We start from the raw sequence: 18395 nt of genomic DNA, 5'->3' as shown, positions 1-18395 counted from the left end.
ACAGGCCGCTGATTGTTCACAGGCTGAGGGGCTCTTAGAATGCATCAAAGAAGGCGGCACGCTGCTTGCGGACAAAGCATACGATACCGATACGATCCGGAAGACCGCAGCAGAACGGAAAATCTGGGCCAATATTCCTCCCAAATCAAACCGTAAGGACGTATTTGCGTTCTCGCCATGGGTATATCGCCACAGAAACTTGGTCGAGCGCTTGTTTAACCGCCTCAAGCACTATCGCGGCATTGCAACACGTTACGACAAAAACCCGGCTAATTTCCTGGCTGCTGTCAAACTCATCGCTGTCCGCATCTGGTACATCACTTTATGAGTCTACGCCGTAAGGAACGCTTTGTGTAATCACTGTCTGTCTGCCATCGGTAAGCGTACGCTAGTCCCCACCTTCCAATTACAGATCTAATTGTCTCAATCGACTTTTGAGATGATCAGGACGGAGCTTCTCCATGGATACTACATTGGAGGTTCTACGAGTTGGTAGCAGAAGCCGCAGGAACCGAAAGTGGCCGAATGAGGTGAAGGCGCGGATTGTAGCAGAAACGCTGCTGCCTGGCGCTACGGTGAGTTCTGCTGCACGTCGGCACGGCTTGCTTGCAAATCATGTATCGACGTGGCGGACTCTTGCAAGAAAGGGGCAGCTGGTGTGGCTCTGTTGCAACAATACCACCTCACTGCCCAAAGGATAATCTCACCCCGAAAATGGCGCCACTTGAAATCAGACATTTCCTGCTCCTGTTTCTCAGAACAGGTTATTATCTGCCAATCAATCTGTTTTTTGCAAAAGAGCCGTGCCGGCCGCCATCATGGCAGCCGAACTCATTCACAAACCCGAGTTCACCGAATCCAGCGTCAACATCTCGCTCGTGGCGGCGTTCGCGGCGATGCTGGCCGGCGTGGTTTCACGCGGCCTGTTCGTGACAGTGATCGTGGGCGTCGTGGCGTTTCTGATGGCGAGAACTCTATTTTTCTAGGCTGGCGCGAGCGACTATCCGCAAGGTGCGCAAAAAGCTCTTGACGGATTAGCTACCTACTGGTAGGTAGCGATATGGCTCTCGAAGCTCAACGTGCCGGTAAAAGCCCTGTCGCTCCCGGCCTTTGTTACTGGTTCTGCAATGACGAACTCAACGACTTCCCATGTCGCCGGCAACCTTCTTGCCGCTTCGCTCGGCCTCGTGACCGTGCTCGGACCCTCGGCCATCGACATGTATCTGCCGTCCATGCCGCAGATGGTGAGCGATCTCGGCACGAGCTATGCTAACATGCAGTTGACGCTGACCGTCTATCTGCTGGCGCAGGGCGCGGGCCAGCTCGTTTTCGGCCCGGTCATCGACTCGTATGGCCGCAAGTGGCCGTTGCGCGGCGCGATCCTCGTTTTCATCGCGACCTCCTTCTGGGCGGCTTCGGCGCAGTCTTTCGATGTGCTGCTCTGTGCGCGGTTCGTTCAGGGCCTCGCCGCCTCGCTCACGCTTGTCGTGGCCATGAGCAGCGTGCGCGACGTCGCCTCCGGTGTTCGCGCCGCGCAAATCTTCGCGCTCTTGATGGCGATCCAGGGTCTCGCGCCCATCCTCGCGCCCGCGGTCGGCGGCGTCATCGCGGCACAGTTCGGTTGGCGCGCGGTTCTTATGGCGCTCGGCATCATCGGCGTCGTCGTGCTGGTCAACTCGGCGCTCAACCTGCCCGAGACGCTGCCGCGCGCAAAGCGCGCGCCGCTGCGCGTCTGCCGTGTCTTGCGCAGTTACACCGCAATAGTGTCGGACCGGCTCTTCCTCGTCCCCGCACTGACCATCGGCGCGGTGTTCTTCTTCCTGTTCTCCTATGTTGGCGGCGCGGCCTATGTCTATCAGACGATCTATGAGCTGGCCCCGGATGCCTTCGGCTTCGTGTTCGGCGGCACTGGCATCGCCATGCTGGTCGGCGCTGTCGGCGGCGGCCGCCTTGTGCGGCGGTTCAAGGTGGAGACGCTGGCGGTCTGCGGCAGCGGAATCGTGCTAGCCGGTGCCGGTGTGGCGCTTGGCTCCGAGTTGGCGGGCCTCGGCCTGGTCGGCATCGTCGCCGGCATAACGATCTCCATCCTCGGCCTCGGCATGGCGGAGGCGACCATCATCTCGCTGGCGATGGCGAGCCGTGATACAGATGTCGGCTCCAGCGTTGCCATACTGGGCGCGTTCCAACTCGTGTCGGCCTCCGTAGCCACCCCCATCGCTGGCATGATGGCGGAGAGCTCTGCGAACTCGTGGCTGGTTTTCCTCGCTGTGGTAGGTCTCGTCACCCTCGCGCTGACCGTGCTGATCGCGCGCAGCGGCCGCGCTGTCGCCATGCAACATTGAAAGAGAGAATGGGAGAAACCGCCATGAAGTCGCGTTCGCCATCCGTGGACCGCATCTGCTGTGCGGCCCTCGAACACTTCTCGATCCAGGGCTACGACGCGTCCTCCCTGAACGAGATCGCGTCGATGGTCGGCATCAGGAAAGCGTCGCTCTATTCGCATTTCGAAAATAAGGACGCGCTGTTCCTCGAAGCGCTGGCCGACGCTGTTGCGGCCGAGAAGTCTCATGCCGACGCGGTATTCGCGGCAGCTTCACCGCAAGAGGAACCGGGAGCGGCCTATGTCTTCTCGCTGGAACACCGGCATAAGCAGTCGGTGCATCTGCGCTTCCTGCTGCGCGCGGTGTTTCACCACCCCGTCGCGCTCAAGGCGATGATCGGCAAGGCCTATGAAGGCTTCCTCGCAGTACTGTGGCAGCGCTTCGCCGGCCAGTTGCGAATGGCTGAGACACGCGCGGCCCTGTCCGACAGCGAAATCGACCGCTACGGGCAAGCCTATATCGGCATCGTCGAAAGCCTGTTCGTCGAGTTGAACTTCGAGGGAACCAAGCCGATGGAAAATCGACGGGAAGCCCTGTGGCAGGTGCTGCAAGATTCGCTCCTGCTGAGGAGCCGATAGGATTCGTGAAACGCGATGCCGCATGTTCAGACGAACGGGTGTGAGGTCAGGCTGAAGCGCGAGTTTTGCCGTTTGAGTTTACGCAAAACGATGTCTGTTTGCGAAGATTTTCTGCCGAAAGACTTCTGCGGGCGTTTTGTACCCCAAACATTTGTGCGGCGTATTGTTGAGCCGATGACAGATGAATGCGAGATCTCGATCAATGAGGGTAAGTGGATCAAGGTCTCGGGGAAGCCAGCGTCTTGTGCGCCTATTGGTGTACTCAACAGTGCCTTTCTGCCAGGGTGACTGCGGATCACAGAACCATGTTTGCGACCCGATCCCATTCTGCAGATAAGCCCATTCTGTAAACTCAGTGCCACGATCAAACGTGATGGAGCGACGGGCTATTTGGGGCAGGGGTTGGAGTACCCTAATCACCCCATCCATCACTGGTCGTGACTGACGATCATTGTTGCGCAACAAAACCGTAAAGCGGCTCACCCGCTCAACCAGAGACGTCACATTGGCCTTGCCGAACCTCTTGCGAAACTGGATAGTGTCGCCCTCCCAATGGGCGGACTGCTTGCGCTTGGCAACCATGTCCGAACGATAAAGGATGCTCAGTTCTGGGGGAAAGCGGCGTCCATGATGACGCCGGGCATGACGTGGGCGTCGTTTGGCGCGACGTTCCGGCAGATATTTCCAAGGCTCTTCTTTTCGACCGTCGGTGGAATACACAAACTGATAGATTCTTTCATGACTGACAGAGATGGGATGCCGCTCCAGCCGCATTCTCCCGGCAATCTGTTGTGGTGACCATCCATCGCTGATGTGATCGATCACGGACTGCCGGAGCTCATCATACCGGATGAGCTTGCGCTGCTTCGAACGCCGCTCACGGCACTTCTGATCAGCAATTGTACAGTAATAGCCGTTTAAATCCTTGATCTCATCATCGGTAAACTGGTTACGCTTGAGTTCACGAAAAATGGTCTAGCGGTGCCCTTCCAAGCTTCTCAACAATAACGTCGACGGAAAGTTTTGCAGTGCGCCAGCGCGCTATTCTGCGGCGTTCATCCAAATCAATATGCGAATAGGTGCGGTCCATGACGAGTTCCTTGCATTGGATAACTCGTTGTTATCATTTGCAAGTCGCACTTCAAACTAGAACCCACCTTTCTTAAATCGGCTTCGGCCTTCGAGGTCAGAAGATAGTTTTTCAAGAGCGGCCTTCGATCACTTCTTCATCCAAAATCTCATGAATGCTCTTATTCGATACATTTCCTGAAAGGCCTTCTTCGACACGGCTTTCTACACTGTCCGACCTCAGCGCCTTTGAGACAAAACTGGTTTAATTAAGAAGAGAGGATTTTCGGCTCATCATAGCTTTATCAAAGGACGCAAAGATGAGACAGAAACCCGTTCCCCAAACGTCTTCTGCGGAGAAGACGATCAAAGATATCCGTCGTGCCACGCGTAAACATTATTCGGCCGAGGATAAAATCCGTATTGTTTTGGAAGGTCTGCGCGGGGAAGACAGCATTGCTGCGATCTGCCGCCGTGAGGGGATCGCCGAGAGCCTTTATTATAGCTGGTCGAAAGAATTCCTCGAGGCAGGAAAGAAGCGCCTTGCAGGCGACACCGCCCGTTCTGCCACCAGCGACGAAGTAAAAGCGCTGCGTCGTGAAAGCCGTGACCTGAAGGAGGCGCTGGCCGACGTCACGCTGGAAAACCGCCTGCTCAAAAAAAGCATGATCGGGGATGGGGGCGACGACGAATGAGATATCCCGCCACCGAAAAGCTTGAGATCATCCGGCTTGTGGAGCAGTCGCATTTGTCAGCCAGGCAAACTCTCGACAAGCTGGGCATTCCAAGGCCGACCTTCTATCGATGGTATAGTCGGTTCCTTGCCCACGGTGTCGAAGGACTGGAAGAGCGGACGTCCGCAGCTTCGCGGGTGTGGAATCGTATCCCTGACGATATCCGGGATCGCATCATCGCACTGGCGCTCGATCATGCCGACCTGTCACCGCGTGAACTGGCGGTGAAGTTCACTGATACGGAAAGTTATTTTGTATCAGAGGCTTCGGTCTATCGCTTACTCAAGGCTCACGACCTGATCACGTCGCCAGCCTATATTGTCATCAAGGCCAATGACGAGTTCAAGGACAAGACCACGAGGCCGAACGAGATGTGGCAAACCGACTTCACCTACCTGAAGGTCATCGGCTGGGGATGGTTTTACCTATCGACCATCCTCGACGATCACTCCCGCTACATCATCGCCTGGAAGCTGTGCACCAGCATGAAGGTGGATGACGTTACCGATACACTCGATCTTGCATTGGCCGCCTCAGGCTGTGACAAGGTCAGGGTCGAGCATCGTCCCCGCCTGCTGTCGGACAACGGTTCGTGTTACGTCGCATCCGATCTCGGCGAATGGCTGGAGAAATACGAGATCGACCAGGTTCACGGCGCTCCCGGCCACCCGCAGACGCAAGGGAAAATCGAACGCTGGCACCAGACGCTGAAGAACCGCATCCTGCTTGAAAACTACTTCTTCAAGGAGGACCTCGAAGCCCAGATTGCAGCCTTCGTCGAGCATTACAATCATCGCCGTTACCATGAGAGCCTCGACAATCTCACTCCCGCCGACGTCTACTTCGGACGCGCACAGACCATCCTGCTCGAACGCGAAAGGATCAAACGAGACACCACCAGAAAACGCCGCTTGAACCACCAGGCCAAAGCCGCTTAAATCAAACCCCAAACCGAGCCGGAAACTCCAATCTTCAAAAACACAAATAGTCTCAAATCATTCGACGACGGACAGCTTCATCGCCGAAAACGACTGTCGCTCCCTCAAGGAGTTGGTCTTTCCATTGCTTGATTTGGTTGGCGTGCACATCAAACTGCTGGGACAATTCCAACAGCGTTTGTTCACCTCGGATGGCAGCGAGCGCCACCTTTGCCTTGAACGCCGGGCTATGGTTCCGGCGTGGTCGTCTTGTCATGATTTCTCCTGTTCCCGGCATCTAAGCCGATGTCAGGCAGAAATTCCACTTATCCTAGCTGTGCAGATTTCCCGAACCACTTCTTTGTGCCTGAGAAGCAATCTGCGGTGAATATCGAACCACCCAACGATTCAATTTTGCATGGTCAACATCTACGCCTCGCTCAGCCATTATTTCCTGAAGGTCGCGATACGAAACTGCATAACGGACGTAGAAGAAAACAGCATACAAAATGACACTTTTCGGAAAATGAACCCCTTTGAAGTCGTCCATCAGCTGCTCCCGCCTCGTTAAATTATACGCACCGGTGGTGATATAGCTCAGCAGAAATGAAAAATTTGCGACATAACCTTTCAGGTGGCAAGCCACTTGAAATTGGCATCGTTAAGAAACTATAATTATCCAAAAACAAAATTCATGCAGTACGGCTATCAATCAGCGAAAGCCATTCTGACAGTTTTGACAGGAATACACAGCCGAAGTCGGCTTGACGGCAGAGACGTAAAACCAAACTTTTCTGTATAGTGCTTGAGCCTAAGCGCAGTATTATGTTCATTGCCGCATTCCAATATATCAAGCATGATAACACTGATGCCAATCTGGTCAGCAACACGGATGACCCTCTGCATGGCATCAACGAGCAAGATTTCTCCTAAGCCTTTTCCTTGAAAACGGCTGTCGAGACCGATCATTGAAATATAGGCAGCAGGAATACTCCCATGGCTTGGCCGGTTTTTGGCGTATTGATTGGGCAGGTCTTTGTAGTTTACAGAATGAACATTAAGTGCATAAAAACCCTTAAGCTCCTTGTTTGCGCCCGTCAGAATAAAGACCCGGATTGCATCGGTTTTTGATAGCTTGTTTGCCGTTAGTTTTAAAAAATTATCAACTTGTGAGACACCACAAGAAAATGCCGTTCGATCATGTTTTGCTGGATCGAACGGCTCGATGATGTTCAAGCAGGATCTTGTTGCATCACTTGGAAAGTGCCGTCTTTTTATGGCGGGCAAATGCTGCTTTCAAATGCACGGTAGGATCAGGCGCATTATCAAAAAGCGTAAAGAACGCTTCATGATCCACTGACTGCAAAAATGTGTGCTCATGTGCTGCAGCACGCTGTATCGTCTTCTTGATCCGCGGCTTGGTGCGAAAGTTCATCCTTTCACTGCTTTTTTCGTCGATGTCGATAACTTCATTATGGAAAGCCAAGATTTCAGCCTCCTTAAGCTCGTTAGAACTACCTCTGTGTACGGCAGATAGGCGTACATGTTAATGTTCATATCGAGCTTACCTTAACGTTCCCCGTCAATCGATTTTGAAAATAAACAAATACGGGTCGCGCATGTTAAGTTGGCAAAAACCTTCAAAAATGACGATTGCGCGACTTTCTGAATCCAGATGCTAAATCACCAACAATCTTCCCACCTGCAATCCTACGTGTAAATTTGAAACAATAAACAACATTCCGAGCGTGCGTGTGGCGATAATTGAGATTGTTGCGCGTTACGCAGCATCGCGTGAAGGCAGCAGAAAGGCTTTCTGCTGCCTATCCTATGAACACAACGATGTTATCTTAAGGCTACCTTCTTTGAATTCTGTTGTTTTGAGCAGATGACAATCAAACCTTAACGAGCACAGAAGTCAGCCTGTTCGACAGATCCCCGGAAAGGAGGACCTTGTCTATTTCGCTCCATGTTACGGATTAAATCAAACCCATGTGCTCGAGAATAACATTTTCGATGACAGCGATGAGACGTTTGCAGTCCTGAGCATTTTCATTTCGAATGCAGTAAAGCTCAGTCGCCTGGCTGATATCGCATTTCTCACCCGTGCCATAATCAGTGTAGCGGTCAATAATATCCTGATTGATGTTGTTGCGCTCAAAATGTGCAATTGCATCTTCCGTCTTGCGCCATTCTAACCAGCTACATGATGACAGCTTTCTCTGAAGCCTGTTGCTGAACTGCTGCCGGCTCATGCCTTTTGGAAGGGTAACGCGTAACCCTCGCGTTAAAGCGCGAACAGGGCTATTCTCATGCAACGTTTCAGGGATATAAATTTGAAGCGCAGAATATTCGTCATATCCCTCATCTTGCACCGGCCAATCGCCATTGATCTTATAAAAAGATCCGTATTGGTCTTTGCTTTGCTGCTTAATACGATCAGCAATCCGATCCTGCGCGCATTCTCCAACCTTAAAGATCGGAATACTAAGCTGGCCTTTGAGATGTTTTAGACCCGGGCATCCAGCGATATAGATGTCGCGAATAATCCCAGCCTCAAAATTGGCTGAGAACGCTGCGGAACTCAGAATGGCGCTTGTATCAAGGATAAGGTCCTCACCGCCAATGACTGGCCATTGTGTTTGATATTTTGACGATACTCTTGATGACGCGGGAGACGGCAGCAACAATTGCTTCTTGAACGCTTTGTCTTTTGCAGTTTCTGCCAGAGCGGCTTCATTGCTGGCTGTTGATGATGTCGAAATTCTTGCATAATCGGTTTCCTGATTGACGGGATGAGGGATCGAAAGGCTCATATGGAGCGGTTTTATGCTTTCAAAGCGCAAGCCTGCTGGCAGCGGCAGAGCAATATCTGTCTGTCCCAGCTGAATGCGAATATTGGCAGTTGAAACGTCATCGCCAGCTTCAAAGCGAATGTTGAGCTGCATGTTTGGTATTCGGGATGTCATGTATGTTAAGCTTTCTTTTTGTAGTTGATTGATTAGTTGTGTTTGAGAGCTGACAAACCGCGCGCGAAGGCAGCCTTGAAACATCAAAGTTCCAGGCAGGAATTGGCGAATTGCGCGATATGTCTTTTTGGAAAGAGAGACTAAGACCGCTCAGCCCCGCAGGACAGGATGCTGATTAAATTGCGGCCATCTCAAAAATGCCGATCAGCATAAATGCAGTCAGCAAACTATCAGACGCACAGAATGCGGATGACAATGGCGTCTTCAGGAGGTTTCCTTAATTTGGAAAAAATAGCCTCAAAAAGGCAAAGAGCGATCGTTGGTCAGGCCATGAGATTACAAAGCGGCGCGAAAGAACCAGTTGGACACAATTAGCTTGAAATGGCTTAGACTGGTTTCGCCTTCGGGCGCTGCCAGACGAGTGCGTATTTACCCCGCTCATCCTTATCCAATAAACGAGCATAGATGGGCGCTAAAAATGTAGGATCATCAAGCTTGACGGATAGGTAATACTTCTCTGTATCAAGCGTTTTCCTACGCCAGGCAGAACCCACGACAAAGCTCTTTTTATAAATATCGTAATCTGGGCTGAATTCTCCTTTCTTTTCACGCGGCCAGAACACCAGATCAATTGTCTGTCCGATCAATTCCATTTGACCAACGAAGCTGCTGCCGCGCTGATCAAACATTCCAATTATTCGCATGTCATAACTCCTTATAATTTTGGACGAGCGAAAGTGTGGCCCAGCAAAACTGCAACCTAAAACCTGCTAATCTCATAATGAATAACTGCGCGCTTCTCAGATCTCTTACGCGGTAATCAAACTTTTTTCGGGAAATCTAAACAAAGGAGATCACAGATCGACACTCTTAGAAATTCAAAATAAGTCCGCTCTTCACATGAGTATGATGGTTCGCTTGTTTGGTTATAAAAATCCTTTTCCATATTTTCTGAAGAACGTGCCTTCTTTTAAGATTTCAAAATGGACTAATTTCAAAAAAAGGATAGCTGTTCAGGTAAATGTTAGCTCGACCCGATCAAACAAATCACTTCCTTTCGCGCACCAATTCGCCGTTGCACCTCGGTAAAATCTCAGAATCTAACCTATAAGTATCCACATAGTATTTCTTCGATTTTACAAGTCTTCGACGATATTTTAATAGATCTCGCCACACGCAAGTGTGCTGCCAACGGCAGCGCGGGATTTCGATGAAAGAAACGCCACCGCGTGGTCTTCAGAGACGCTAAAAGGCACGAAAAACAGATCAAAAGTGGCGCCTAGCGCCACTTTTGAGGTATTGAGCCCTCCGAATTGAGAAAACCTCCAGAGATACGCTCAAATTTTCGAAAATGAGGCCTTTAAACCTTCAAATTACGACCTCGCAAATGGCTTTGAGCCCCAAGGGGGCGTTTGGAGACAACTTAGGCTCCTTTTATTGCAATTTCACATCAGCTTTATAAAATATTTTTACTTGTATTCAATTTTAACCTTCAATTTCTGTCTGGCACAAACGTGACGTTTTGATGCTTTCAACATGGATTGGAATGTATAAGCACGCATAAATAATCCCAGATTATCGATGATAATCTTAAATATCCGTCAAAAACATCTATTTCTATTGGGTTTAGTCGAATTATCTCGGCATTTCAGTATATTGCTTTCGCGAAGCCAATTGAGTTGGCCGAAGCGATGCAGTTGGCTTATTTCACTGTAAATAAATATGATAATATATTAATTATACAGATGTCAGAAAAAACTATATCTAATTTGTATAAAAATCCGTTTCACTATTTATTCTTGTCATCTGCGCTCAATGCTGACAAACTGGCAGTTGTTGATGGTCATGGTTGAACCGAATCCTGCTTCTCACAATGCCAAGCCGATCTGAATTCGGAACGCATGTTTGCAGTGGTTCAGCAAAATATTTCGGCCGATGTGCCGCACAATTATTGAATTTCTATTCGACGTCATTGTCGCCGTTCTGACAGCTTGAGCATTTAATATTATTGTAAGGGAGTGGAAATGCCTGATCCTTTCGATGTTCGTTTAAAGCAAGATGCGCCCGCAAATTTTCATAAAACTTTGTCGAAAGCAGAATTTCAGCGGCGCACGGAGGCTCGCCATAAGCGTCTCGCACAAGCCGTGATTATTAAAGAGCAAGCATATTTTAAACTGCGCGATGAATGGCCTGAAAAGATCGCGGCAATTGAAGCAGACGAAAAACTAATTGCCCAGTGGGATGAAAATCACCGTAGAAGAAAGCGGTTTTCAAAGCGGCAAAATGAAGAAATTTATCCGTGGGGACAGCGAATAAGTCCGACCCGATACAGCGCAATTTTGAAAAAGCGAAGAGAAAAATTGCAACAACGATTGGAAAAGGCGCGCAAGGAATACGAAGACGCAGTTTTAAAATTGCAAAGCCAGATCGGGTCTATTCGTGAAGGAATAGCTTGGCTGGAAAAGAACCCAGCGAAGATAAAAGCCAAGAAAAATCTTTTAAACGGGCATGAATATCAGCGGCTCATGTGCACTGATGGAAGGGAACACATTGTCATAAGAGACGTCTATGTTGAAGGCGCGTCGCGTTCATTTAGCGAAGATATTATTTCAGACGATGAAGATGAGATTGTGGTTATTGATCCTTGCGAATGTCGCTGCATCCGTCAATTGGCAAGGATTAAGGAGATAACTTTTAACAGGACAAATGCGCTGCTCGGCGATGGAGTTAGCCAAGTAGAAAATTTTAGGATCGCTGGCAAGGCTGGTGATCTTCAATACCTTAAACGATCTATCGATTATCATTTCTTTGGTTCCATAGGGGCAATGAAGTCAGGGGAGGTTCCTCCGCGTTTCGATGATGACCAATATCGAGACAATCGAAGATTGATATCCGATAGATATTTTGAGAGCGCATTGAAGTCGGGTGCTGTTTTGGCGAGAACTAATTCGACAGTTCAACCAAGTTCTGAAGTCGCTAATGAGCCATATTTATTGGGAGAAGATGAAAGCTGTGACTATCAGCCATTAACCAGCCGTCTTGATGATGCACAGTCGCATTTGGCAGCATTATATCCTGTCGGTGATATTGTCAGCGAAGGCGAGCTTAAGGTTCCGCTCGGATCGCACTCCGTTAGCAGGTATTGCAATCCCACCTTGTGGAAGTTTCATAATGAAGAGCTTCGACAAGCCTTATTAACGATTGATGCTGGTCGCTCGTTTATAATTGAGGGAGGGACTGGAAGCGGCAAGACTGAGATGATCCCGATGATAGTCAATTATTGCTTGGCGAGCGGAAAAAGAGTGAAGGTCATGGCTGGCACTGACACACTTGATGTTATTGAAAAGCGATGTAACGCATTCATGACTGAGGAAGTCAGACATAAAATTCCCATGGGCTGGGCACGTGAAGAGCACTATTTGATTTTTGGGCCAAAACCTGAACCCGAACAGAAACCTCGATCAGCAGGTATATTTTCCGCCTCGGGCGCATCCCGCATTGAAAATGATTTCATTCGACCGGTCGATGATTTAACGGATGTTCTGATTATCGACGATGCCTCACGGCTCAGCTTTGAAATCAGTTCGTTTTATTCTCCGTTCCAACTGGTCATTCTTGGCGATCCTGCGCAGATCTGCTGCCGTAACTCCGCTTTTGACGTTGCTCGTGCATCGGGATTTTCTACGTTGCATCTACGCAAAAACTATCGTGCGATTAATCGCGATCTGCTGACGTGGTCAAATATATTCAGTTACGATAATGAACTCGAAATGCAAAGCAGGGGCAGTCGTCGCAGTGAAGTGCGTTATATGGCGGTCGGGCACAAGCGTGGTGGAGTTAGCAGAGCCGAGGTTCGCGCAGTAGTAAACGCGGCTCGCAGGCTATCTTCACAAAGAGGCACTTTGGGTATTGTAGCTTTTGGCCAAAAACAGCTCAATGCAATTAACTCTGCGCTTCATAAAGCGGGAATTCGTGATTTGGCTTTCACTGGCTTACCCGAGGACGTCCAGGGGAAGCAGGCCGATTACGTGTTGGTTTCGCTCAATGTTGCTTTAACGCCAACCGGTCGGCTTCCACTTGAGATTGAGGGACTTGAAGATGAGCAATGCATCGCAAAAATGAATGTTGCTCTTTCACGGGCTCGTTGGAAAACAGTTCTTTTCTCCGGTCTTTTGGCAACCGATATCGATTTGCGCGTAGCAACTGACGCGCAAACGCTAATAGCCTCTGTGCTTCAAACCTTTGAACAATTGCCTTCTCAAAAAACGCTGAAAAACAACAGCTTTTATTTTCTGGAGTAGAGGTGCATCAATGGTCTATTGAAGAGATAAAGACAAATTACACATATGGACGATATTAATTATGCTCGAAAATTGGTCGTTTAATATCTTTTTCTGTACTCGGTACGTGCAAGAGATCAGGTGTAAAGAAGCTCAATATCTACGTAAGAATCATTTCTAAAAGGTAAGGTTCTACGTAACGACAGAAAACAGAAGCCCCAACGCTCTTCCCAAAACGCCGGGGCTGCACCACCCGCATGATGAGTGCGTCTCTATCGGGTGGTGCATATAGGGGATATAGTGCGGATGCAGTCCAAAAGGAGGCCAAGAAACGTACAAGCATGGCCGCCGTGGAACTTTTGAAAGCATTCATCAAATCGATACACTTAGTGTTTTTCGATGTACGGGTCTGATTATATCAGTTTGAACTCGCTTGAACGAGATATTGTTCATAAGTTCCTAGCTTTTCAGCCTCGCTGATTTTCAAGCTGTTTATTCGCATCCATGCGTGTGCGCACACTTTGGATGAACGCATCACTTGCTTTGAGCATCGCTTTAAATCTGCGACCACGAATGTAATTACAAACGCGATTGGTGAGGAAACCTCCGCCAAAGATTATCACGAACCAACCGAACTTGTTCACCGGTGCCCCAATGAACAAATTCCATGCAACGAAGATCGCAAGTGCGATTGGTGCAAAACAACCCAGCCAATAAAGGATGTTAACGGGTTTGTGGATTGCAGTGCCGCTCAATATCGTTTTGTTATTGGCATCCTTGTTGAAGAAGACCAGTTCTGTATCTGCGTTTCCCTCAATGCATCGCCCACCGACGGCGATTAAGGCAACCTGATGTCCCGGACGCATGGGCATATCACGGTGTATGCGAACGTGATGTTCTTCTCCATCCTCTTGTTTAAACCATACATCGCGCACGACGTTCACGGATGACGAAATGGAATGAGAGCCACTGCCTCGTCCGTTATTGACACTGACATTGGTTTGGCCGCTCACATGCGTATCACTGCGCTGATCGGTTGCAACGATCGTGCCGGTGATGGCCATGAAGTGATAAACACCGCTGCCAATTTTGATGTCTTCTGTGATAATCATGCTTGAAAGTCCCTCATCGTATTGGAATAAGCTCAAAGAGTGGTGCTTCTGCTTCATCTGCAGTGCTTTGTGAGCCGTTATGAGCTGGAAAAATCGTGCGTGGTGATTTCGTGGATGAGCTTATCTTCGTGATCTGTTCGCGACCGACGCGATAAACCGCTTCACTCAAACATCAGGAAATCTTCAGCGCTTATGTCGGCTTTGTTAAAATCGAACATTGAAGCACTGGCGTAGCTATTGGGTTCAGTAATCCGAATGAGGTTGTCGATGAATTGCAGCAAAAGCTCTTTATCCAGCAATCTGGTATTGATGATACTGACAGCCAGATATCCATTTCTGGTGAGAATAAAGACGTTTTGATCATAATAGCGTGCAGTCTCAACGCCGTTTGCGAACACCATTTGCATCGTGTAGGCGATGAGCGGTTTAAACTTCGGCTGCACAAAATATGGCGGCTCGATCAGCGCGGCGGTCGTGACGATGCCGTCTTCTTCTGATTGTTGACTTGCCTCTTCCTGCAACTGCTTAATGATGCCGGGCAGCAGGGTTTTTTCCACGAGCGTGTTAGAAATATAGCCTGAGCGAATTTCGTCGGACACGATGATGAATTCAGTGATATTTTGCGGATTGACGAAAGCGGCTTTAAGCGGTGGGCAGGCTGTATATTTTGCGAGTTCTACAAGATAGCGGCATGCCTGCGTGCTGTCTTTGCTCATCATATAATTTTTAAAGCCAAATGCATCAAGCGGATCAGCAGGCCGTTCGATCTTGATTTTATTGCGTCTGAAATACTCATACTGCTGCTTTGTCAGGTTTGACCTTTTTGGGGGAATGTCGAAACTGCTGATTGAACCCCAATCCGTTTGAATCGGTAATGACAGAGGCTTAAATCCCTCTTTCAACACCTGTTTTACGCCATCAAGATTTTGCGCAAATCCAGCCGTGACCATGCTGCCTAACAGCAGAGCCAGAGTGACAAGGAAGCGAACTGTTTGTTTGTATGTTGTCATTATGACCTCATGGAAATAGGTGTGAAGCTGGCTGTTTTATTTGCGCTCAAAAGGACGCACGAAGCCGTTAGGTCGCTCGGTTCTTTCGACAACCGTTTGGAATCTTCGGAACGGATTTTTGGAACTACTAAATGGCTAGGTGCTTTTCACTGCTGCTCTAACCAGTATTTTCAAGAGGAGGTGCGCCTTGCAGATAGACATTGAGATCCTGCCAGGGCGTGCAAATTTCCATTGCCTTGTTTTTTATCTCTGGGGTGGAATGAACAATTAAGAACGTCTTTGGATCATAAGCCTTGGCACGAATTGCAATCGTATTTGCCAACTCTGGTCGACTACACGACTGAGTGGTTTCGTTTGCGCACGAATAATCAGATTGGCAGCAATGACGGCTGTCGTGCCCCGTGTCACTTGGTCGTGTCAGAAATTCTGGATTTAAAAAGACATTATCGAAAGGCGCAGTACTGCGATGAATTTCCGCGCTTTGTGATGGCATGCAAATATTCATTGTTTCCTCCCGCCCTAACGACAGGGGTAGAAAACGCAAGCTTTTGAAATGCCGACTGAGGCGTGTCTTAAAGCCGGTTCCCAGGAGCATCCGCGGGACGCCCCCGCTTCATATGCTCATTGACCCCTTGGTGATCGGGGAGGTCGAAACCGTACCAGACGGCCCTGTGGCCTTTAGCCGGAGGCCTGTTGCATACGCCACAGGATCCCCGACCGTAAGGTCAAAGAGTGTGGTGCTGTAACGGCCAGCACCAACCGCTGGTAGGAGTTTCGACGCTCCAAGGCAGATGCGTTCTGCCTCAACAAAGACGTTATGCGCAAAGGTGAGCAAGATGCAAGCGCAGAAACATCGAATGGATTCAAAAATAAGATCAATTGCGTAACAAATGTGATCTGCCTGTTGCCCATCGAAATGCTCAAGTTGAACTTAAGCTGCCTACAGACAATTATTATTCACGAAGAAATTGTTGATCGAGAACTGAGCCGTCTTATTCTGTACGTGCGATATAAAATCCTAAACGGCGCAAATGCCACCGACGTCGATACAACACTATTTTGAATCCGTTGGTGCCGAATGATTCAAAACATTCATTGGATATTATATCAGCGATGAATCACATTCCTTTGCATGAACAACGCAGTTTCAAGGCACGTCGATTTGCAGCGACGAGATCCATCACAGAACATGGCCCGTTTTTATGGCTTGTCTGTGCAGCCAGATCTGTTTGGCATCTGGGTGTTAGCACGTAACTGGGGACGAATAGGCAGTTTTGGTCAATCAAAATGCCAATCATTTGAGAATGCCCAAGAGGCTTGCTCTGCACTTGATCGCTTGCATCGTCAGAAATTGAAACGCGGTTATAGGCTGGTTGGTTGAGCCAGTGTTGTTTCGGCAATTATTCTTTGCTGCTTCTGTGCATCTTCGCCCTTGATTTGCTCTACTAATTTTTGGTCAATTGATTTGAACACGTTGGATAAGCCGCGCAGCTAGAGCAAGCCAGGACCAACATCGCGCTTGACGCTGGTAGTAGGGTTGTGAAGGCCTAGGCCGTAGCAAACGCTCACTTTTATATGACGAAAAATCCCGATAGGGGTTAAAACTGATGCTGCTCATAATAATGAGCATAGAAGTTCCCGATCGGTTCTTTTCTAGTATCATTCCCCTAATCATGTTATAAAATCATCCCGATAGGGGTGATGTTCATGATTTCAGTAGATACCGTGACAGAATTAGGTCGGCTGATCCGCGAGGAACGTAAAGCGCAGAAACTAACACAGCTTCAACTCGCTGGGTTGGTTGGGGTAGGGGTGCGTTTTGTTCGTGAGCTTGAAGCTGGCAAAGAGACCTGTCAGATTGGTCGGGCGTTTCAAGTCATCTCAACTCTTGGTCTAAGCATAGCAGTGACTGGACGTCGGGATATTGGGCGATGAGTAAGCATCTCGACGTCTACTTTGACACAATCAAAGCTGGAACGCTTTCACAGGAAACTGACGGTGCATTGAACTTTAGATATAGTCAATCCTACCTTGTCGATACAAAATCTCGTGCGATATCGTATAGCATGCCGCTGGCTGATAATGCTTATAACGATAATGTCGTTCGACCGTTTTTTTCAGGACTTTTGCCTGATGAGGGTGCGCGGCAACGCCTTGCGGGTGCCCTGGGTATTTCTTCAGGAAATTCATTTGGGTTGCTCGAAATTATAGGCGGTGAATGTGCCGGCGCGTTGTCCTTGCTCGATGTGGGCAACTCACCATCGATTGAAGAAAGCCATGGTATTGAATTCCTTAACGATGAGCGCCTCGTCGAAATCATAGGGAAGCTTCGAGAGCGTCCACTTTTGGGTGGTGAAGAGGGCGTGCGACTTTCCCTTGCTGGGGCACAGGATAAGTTGGCCGTCTGCGTTCGAGGGGAAGAAATAGGGCTCGCTAAAGGTGGCTTGCCGACCACACATATTTTAAAACCCGTTATTCAATCGCTGGAAGGTACGGTTGAGAATGAACTATTTTGTTTGAAACTTGCTGCACGCTTAGGGCTGCCCGCAGCACGAGCAAAAATGCAAACCCGGGCAAATGTTTCGTTCCTGCTGGTTGAACGTTACGACCGAAAGCTATCTTCAGACGGTGTTATCACAAGACTTCACCAGGAGGACTTTTGTCAGTCATTGAGCATCCCGCCCGAATTGAAATATGAAGACGAAGGTGGACCTGGTACGGAGCGCTGCATTGATCTTATCTCGGCAGCATCGCACTCGCCGGCTCTTGATCGATTAAACTTTATACGAATGCTGATTTTTCATTATCTCGTCGGCAATGCTGACGCACACGGGAAAAATTACGCCTTACTTTATAAGGATAAGACACCAGAACTCGCACCGTTATATGATGTGGTCTGCACGGCCGTATATCCTAAACTTGCAAAACAAATGGCTATGCGTATCGGTGAGCGCAACATCGCTGATACGATACACCTTAAGCATTGGCACAGCCTTGTTGCAAACACGCGTGGTGCACAACGCCTGCTTGAAAGTGATATGGCAAAATTGTCATCCAAGATCTTGCAACAAGCCGATGCACTTCTAACTGAGTTTGATCATATGGGTATTCGACATGAGATCTTATTGAGGATTAGATCTGTCATTGAAACTCGTTCGACTTTTATGGCACGTATACTGAAATAGTTTGTATTCAAGAGTTCTTGTTCCATAATTTACATTATGCGACTTACTCCTATAACGGCGATATACAGATGCGACACATGGGCAATTTAGAGATGCGACATTTTTTGTATCTCTTGCCCTTTTCAAATCGAACGCGGAAAGGAAGACTAGGTTTTCAGCTG

Annotated in this window: 17 protein-coding genes and 3 pseudogenes; 10 read left to right on the top strand and 10 right to left on the bottom strand. The window is 48.9% G+C overall.

Going from position 1 to position 18395, the window contains the following annotated elements:
- The 5 genes from ABE527_RS20670 to ABE527_RS20650 all read left to right on the top strand — a co-directional run.
- A partial coding sequence (locus tag ABE527_RS20670) for a transposase (RefSeq protein WP_499695688.1) occupies positions 1-328 on the top strand: 328 nt, incomplete at its 5' end.
- 133 nt (positions 329-461) lie between these two features.
- On the top strand, positions 462-701 hold the full coding sequence (locus ABE527_RS20665) for a transposase (RefSeq protein WP_499695689.1): 240 nt from the start codon (positions 462-464) through the stop codon (positions 699-701).
- A 117-nt stretch (positions 702-818) separates the two neighbouring features.
- A complete protein-coding gene (locus ABE527_RS20660) occupies positions 819-986 on the top strand; it encodes a hypothetical protein (protein WP_499695690.1) in 168 nt (55 codons plus the stop codon).
- Between the two features lie 141 nt (positions 987-1127).
- Positions 1128-2342, top strand: a complete 1215-nt coding sequence (locus ABE527_RS20655) for a multidrug effflux MFS transporter (RefSeq protein WP_499695691.1) — start codon at positions 1128-1130, stop codon at positions 2340-2342.
- Between the two features lie 23 nt (positions 2343-2365).
- Complete coding sequence (locus tag ABE527_RS20650; RefSeq protein ID WP_499695692.1) at positions 2366-2959, top strand: TetR/AcrR family transcriptional regulator; 594 nt, start codon at positions 2366-2368, stop codon at positions 2957-2959.
- Positions 2960-3037: 78 nt separating this feature from the next.
- Here the strand turns inward: ABE527_RS20650 and ABE527_RS20645 are convergent.
- A pseudogene (locus ABE527_RS20645) lies at positions 3038-4049 on the bottom strand (IS30 family transposase).
- A 298-nt stretch (positions 4050-4347) separates the two neighbouring features.
- On the opposite strand from ABE527_RS20645, the gene ABE527_RS20640 reads away from it, so the two are divergent.
- Positions 4348-5699, top strand: a protein-coding gene (locus ABE527_RS20640) for an IS3 family transposase (protein WP_499698179.1) whose coding sequence is annotated in 2 segments (ribosomal slippage) — positions 4348-4684 and positions 4684-5699 — 1353 coding nt in all. Because the reading frame shifts where the segments join, the coding sequence is not laid out codon by codon here.
- A gap of 76 nt (positions 5700-5775) precedes the next feature.
- On the opposite strand, the pseudogene ABE527_RS20635 reads toward ABE527_RS20640, so the two are convergent.
- The 6 genes and pseudogenes from ABE527_RS20635 to ABE527_RS20610 form a co-directional block, all read right to left on the bottom strand.
- Positions 5776-5955, bottom strand: a pseudogene (locus tag ABE527_RS20635) (transposase); the annotation flags it as partial.
- Positions 5956-6039: 84 nt separating this feature from the next.
- Positions 6040-6228: pseudogene (locus tag ABE527_RS20630) on the bottom strand (IS6 family transposase); the annotation flags it as partial.
- A gap of 158 nt (positions 6229-6386) precedes the next feature.
- A complete protein-coding gene (locus ABE527_RS20625; protein ID WP_499698178.1) occupies positions 6387-6914 on the bottom strand; it encodes a GNAT family N-acetyltransferase in 528 nt (175 codons plus the stop codon).
- A 16-nt stretch (positions 6915-6930) separates the two neighbouring features.
- Positions 6931-7164 carry a type II toxin-antitoxin system TacA family antitoxin gene (locus ABE527_RS20620; protein ID WP_499698177.1) on the bottom strand — a complete coding sequence of 78 codons (234 nt, stop codon included), beginning with the start codon at positions 7162-7164 and terminating at the stop codon, positions 6931-6933.
- Between the two features lie 493 nt (positions 7165-7657).
- Complete coding sequence (locus tag ABE527_RS20615) at positions 7658-8734, bottom strand: hypothetical protein (RefSeq protein ID WP_499698176.1); 1077 nt, start codon at positions 8732-8734, stop codon at positions 7658-7660.
- 299 nt (positions 8735-9033) lie between these two features.
- Positions 9034-9336: a DUF736 domain-containing protein gene (locus tag ABE527_RS20610; RefSeq protein WP_499698175.1), complete on the bottom strand. Its 303-nt coding sequence runs from the start codon at positions 9334-9336 to the stop codon at positions 9034-9036.
- A 1335-nt stretch (positions 9337-10671) separates the two neighbouring features.
- Between ABE527_RS20610 and ABE527_RS20605 the strand changes: the two genes are divergently transcribed.
- A complete protein-coding gene (locus tag ABE527_RS20605; RefSeq protein WP_499698174.1) occupies positions 10672-12948 on the top strand; it encodes a DEAD/DEAH box helicase family protein in 2277 nt (758 codons plus the stop codon).
- A 446-nt stretch (positions 12949-13394) separates the two neighbouring features.
- On the opposite strand, the gene ABE527_RS20600 is transcribed toward ABE527_RS20605, so the two are convergent.
- The 3 genes from ABE527_RS20600 to ABE527_RS20590 all read right to left on the bottom strand — a co-directional run bounded on the left by ABE527_RS20600 (position 13395) and on the right by ABE527_RS20590 (position 15554).
- Positions 13395-14096 (bottom strand): hypothetical protein, encoded by a 702-nt coding sequence (locus ABE527_RS20600; RefSeq protein WP_499695654.1) that lies wholly within the window; start codon positions 14094-14096, stop codon positions 13395-13397.
- 104 nt (positions 14097-14200) lie between these two features.
- Entirely contained in the window at positions 14201-15049 is an 849-nt protein-coding gene (locus tag ABE527_RS20595; protein ID WP_499695653.1) for a hypothetical protein, read from the bottom strand.
- Between the two features lie 157 nt (positions 15050-15206).
- Entirely contained in the window at positions 15207-15554 is a 348-nt protein-coding gene (locus ABE527_RS20590) for a hypothetical protein (protein ID WP_499695652.1), read from the bottom strand.
- Between the two features lie 627 nt (positions 15555-16181).
- On the opposite strand from ABE527_RS20590, the gene ABE527_RS20585 reads away from it, so the two are divergent.
- The 3 genes from ABE527_RS20585 (at position 16182) to ABE527_RS20575 (ending at position 18234) form a co-directional block, all read left to right on the top strand.
- Positions 16182-16430 carry a WGR domain-containing protein gene (locus tag ABE527_RS20585; RefSeq protein WP_499695651.1) on the top strand — a complete coding sequence of 83 codons (249 nt, stop codon included), beginning with the start codon at positions 16182-16184 and terminating at the stop codon, positions 16428-16430.
- Between the two features lie 326 nt (positions 16431-16756).
- Positions 16757-16984: a helix-turn-helix domain-containing protein gene (locus ABE527_RS20580; RefSeq protein ID WP_499695650.1), complete on the top strand. Its 228-nt coding sequence runs from the start codon at positions 16757-16759 to the stop codon at positions 16982-16984.
- Positions 16981-18234, top strand: a complete 1254-nt coding sequence (locus ABE527_RS20575; RefSeq protein WP_499695649.1) for a type II toxin-antitoxin system HipA family toxin — start codon at positions 16981-16983, stop codon at positions 18232-18234. Before ABE527_RS20580 ends, ABE527_RS20575 begins: the two co-directional genes overlap by 4 nt.
- The last annotated feature ends 161 nt before the right edge of the window (positions 18235-18395 follow it).

The sequence above is a fragment of the Brucella sp. TWI432 genome (genome assembly GCF_039674445.1).
Lineage (GTDB): Bacteria > Pseudomonadota > Alphaproteobacteria > Rhizobiales > Rhizobiaceae > Brucella > Brucella chromiisoli.
This window is presented reverse-complemented; position numbering and strand designations above follow the sequence as displayed.